Genomic DNA, 3,254 nt, shown 5'->3' with positions numbered 1-3,254 from the left:
TTGCAACATTCCACCTGAGCAAACTGCAATTAGCCAAGGTAATTGGCTTCCGCTTCCAAAAGCCGGATGAGTTGCTCATCGCCCTTCGCTCGGGCAGCATCCAAACGGCGCTGCAAGTTCTTTTGCAAATTTACCCGATGCGTTTCAGCGGATTTTGTCAGGGTTTGACGACGGTTTTGATTCAACATGGACGTAAATTTAGGAAAGCTAATGCTATGTATCAGTTTCCATGATAGCAAATGGAGGAAGAACTGTAGCGAATGCTACTAAAGTTTACGATCCTGTCAGTTCGGGTGCTAATTGCTATGCGCTACGTTTTGTAAACTGTAGCGCGTTAAGAAACGTATGATATTGCGGCGTCTCAGTTAACGATCGCACAGTTTCACCCGCAAGCAGCATGACCCAAAGCGGCGTTCTAACTCTCCTGAGTGATTTTGGCTTGAGCGACACTTACGTTGGCGTGATGAAAGGCACGATCGCGCAAGTAAACCCTGCCCTGACCGTGATCGATCTGACCCACCAGATTCCACCCCAGAATATTGCAGCAGCGCGATTTGCTCTGATGACTGCGCATCCATACTTCCCAGTTGGAGTCGTGCACGTAGCAATTGTTGATCCGGGCGTGGGCAGCGATCGGCGAGCCATTGCCGTAGCGATCGGCTCGAATTCTGCACGCCCTACTAGCTTTTTGGTTGGACCTGACAACGGCCTGTTTAGTGGAGTCTTTAACCAGCATCCCATTGCTGCTGCCGTGGAGTTAACGAACCCCCGGTACTGGCGCACGCCCAACCCCAGCAGCACGTTTCACGGACGCGATATTTTTGCGCCGGTCGGTGCTCATTTGGCGTCTGGCACGCCCCTAGCCGCCTTAGGCGACAGCCTAGAGCCGGACTCACTTGTGCGACTCGCCATTCCGAATTATCTGCAAATCGAGAACCTGGGCGATCGCATTTCCCGCATCACAGGCTGTATTCAGGCGATCGACCATTTTGGCAACCTGATCACAAACGTGCCCGACACAATGCTCTCTGGCAAAAATTGGTCGGTGGTGCTGGGCAACCTGACGCTGATTGGTAGACAAGTGTACAGCGATACGCTTCCCGGAGAACCACTCGCGCTTGTGGGCAGCCACGGTTGGGTAGAAGTGGCAGTTAACAGCGGCAGCGCCCAAACTATCCTTGGTCTAGACTGGGGAAGTCCGATTCAAGTTGTGATAGTTAAAGGGTAGAGCATCAGGAGTTTCGTGCTCTGTACGGCTCTATTCCTCGTTCTTTACTCTGGAAGAAACCGATCATGGACCTTGTTGTTTACCACGGTCAGTTTGGCGATTTCACGATTACCCCGCACGATCGCCGAGAAGTCTTGATCTATCGCGGTGGGCTAATTGTGGCGGCGCTGAGTTTTGCGATCGGCACGGGCTTAGCGCTTTGGCAAGGAAGCAACCCCCTGATTCAGCAAGCGCTGACGCCGCTTTACACGCTGGTGTGCTTGGGACTCGGTGTCAGTTTGTTGACGATTCATATCTACCTTAAACCGCTGCATCGGGCACTTCAGGTGTTTTGGGCTATGGGCGCGATCGCGTCGGGAGTCATCGCGCATGGGTCTCCAGAACCGTTTGCGCTAACCGTGTATCAGCAGCCGCTCACGATCTTGGGCGTAGGCTTTTTGTTTGCAGCACTGACGGGCATTTTTTTCAAGGAAGCGTTTTGCTTCGATCGTCTAGAAACGAAACTGCTGTCGCCGCTGATTCCGGTGCTGCTGCTGGGGCACTTGCTCGGATGGCTGTCGTTGCCTGTGGAACAGGTGCTACTGGCAGTGTGGGCAGCGCTGTTTCTGGTGTTTGCCGTGCGGAAAGCGATTCAGCCGATTCCGCCGGATATTGGCGACAAAAGTGTGTTTGAGTACCTGAAACAGCAGACGCTAGCAAAGACAGGCGGACTGGAATCGCCGTAGCGCTGTTTTAAACAGGGCGCAGAGTGGGAACTTGCTGTAGAAACGGTCCTGAGAGCAGCAACGCAGTTTGAGTGTCGAGTTCTCCCGTCTCAGGCAGGTTCATGTTGTACTGGAATCGCCGTAGAGCAGGCTTGAAGTCGCGGGTGGGGGCGTCGAGGTAGCCCGATCGCGTCAAATAGTCCGCTGCCTGTTGTGGCGTCAGCGTCGCCTCGTCTGCTCGAAACACGGGAACGTACTGGTGTCGCCAAATTCGCGCAAACTGCGTTCGGTTCAGCACAAAAATTTTGCCGCTAGCAGAATCCCCGATTGTCACGCGATCGTCCGTCATCTCTAGCAGTGCTACGGCATGCGGCAGCATTCGGGGTCCGTCGATTAGCCACACGCCCAGCACGCCCGGACGGTTGAGCTGCTGCATCTGCTCCCACCTCGGCGACAGTTCGACCCCGTCCATGCCCAACTCCCGCACGCCGACAATAAGCTGCGGCATCGACGTACCTAGGCGACTGGTGCCTGCCAGCTTTGCTACGCTGGATTCCGTCGCCTCAAGACCCCATCGCCGCAGCACCGTCGCCATTGCCGCAGGCGCACAGCTACTCATCGAGGTTTGTTTAAACACGCCGTTGGGCTGCAAGTTGTTGTGCAGTTCGGTATGAATCGGTGCCAGAAAGTAACCTTCTGCCGCGCTGAATCCAGCAACACCTAGCACACCCAGCAGGACAATCGCCGCGACTTGCGATCGTGCTGTTCGCCAGCTAACTATAAACGCTAAGCCGCAAAATCCTAGCAGCAGCACTCGCATCACGGTCCACGTTACCTGCATGCCGTAGAGCCGCCATTCCAACGGCAAAACCTGCATTTGGGGCACGTTCAGCGCCAGCACCAGTAGGGCAATGTAGATGCCCAAAAACAGCAGTGAAAGGGCGGGGTTACCTTTGAATAAATCGTTGGCTGTCGCGCCTTTTTTAAGCAGCACCTGTCCAAGGCGCATTCCCCAGCGGAAGGCGAGGCCACCAAGCAGGAGCGTGATGAGTGCTTCTAGCAGCATGAGCGACGAGAGTAAGTGACCGTGTCTGGATGAATCGCTTCTGAGGGCGATCGCTTTCTCCAGTTTAATCACGTATACTGCTGCTCTCTGGAGCAAGAAGCTTCAGGACTTATACCAATTCGGAATTTGGAATTCGGAATTGGTACTACCTCAAATCTGGCTCCATAGCCAAAATCGGTAACGGGCATTCCACATCCCATTACCGATTTCTAGTGCAGTTAATGCTTAGTTGCTACAGGTCTTTTTCGCTAAATTC

Annotated in this window: 4 protein-coding genes; 3 read left to right on the top strand and 1 reads right to left on the bottom strand. The window is 54.1% G+C overall.

Annotated elements, in window-relative coordinates; genetic code table 11:
• The 3 genes from H6F43_RS21985 to H6F43_RS13500 form a co-directional block, all read left to right on the top strand.
• Positions 1 to 233, top strand: a 233-nt coding sequence (locus H6F43_RS21985) for a hypothetical protein (RefSeq protein WP_206754563.1), incomplete at its 5' end; no start/stop codon positions are given.
• Positions 234 to 397: 164 nt separating this feature from the next.
• Entirely contained in the window at positions 398 to 1,228 is an 831-nt protein-coding gene (locus H6F43_RS13505) for an SAM-dependent chlorinase/fluorinase (RefSeq protein WP_190343259.1), read from the top strand.
• Between the two features lie 65 nt (positions 1,229 to 1,293).
• Positions 1,294 to 1,953: a DUF2301 domain-containing membrane protein gene (locus tag H6F43_RS13500; protein WP_190343258.1), complete on the top strand. Its 660-nt coding sequence runs from the start codon at positions 1,294 to 1,296 to the stop codon at positions 1,951 to 1,953.
• 7 nt (positions 1,954 to 1,960) lie between these two features.
• Here the strand turns inward: H6F43_RS13500 and H6F43_RS13495 are convergent, their stop codons facing one another.
• Positions 1,961 to 3,070, bottom strand: coding sequence for a cysteine peptidase family C39 domain-containing protein (locus H6F43_RS13495; protein WP_199290336.1), 1,110 nt, complete (start codon positions 3,068 to 3,070; stop codon positions 1,961 to 1,963).
• Positions 3,071 to 3,254: the final 184 nt, after the last annotated feature.

This window comes from Leptolyngbya sp. FACHB-36 (genome assembly GCF_014695955.1).
In the GTDB taxonomy this organism is placed as follows: domain Bacteria; phylum Cyanobacteriota; class Cyanobacteriia; order Leptolyngbyales; family Leptolyngbyaceae; genus FACHB-36.
The sequence above is the reverse complement of the archived record's forward strand: the minus strand, read 5'-3'. Positions and strand labels throughout refer to the sequence as shown.

Coding starts and splice junctions, on each gene's coding strand:
- H6F43_RS13505 (WP_190343259.1), top strand. CDS start 398: ATGACCCAAAGCGGCGTTCTAACTCTCCTGAGTGATTTTGGCTTGAGC.
- H6F43_RS13500 (WP_190343258.1), top strand. CDS start 1,294: ATGGACCTTGTTGTTTACCACGGTCAGTTTGGCGATTTCACGATTACC.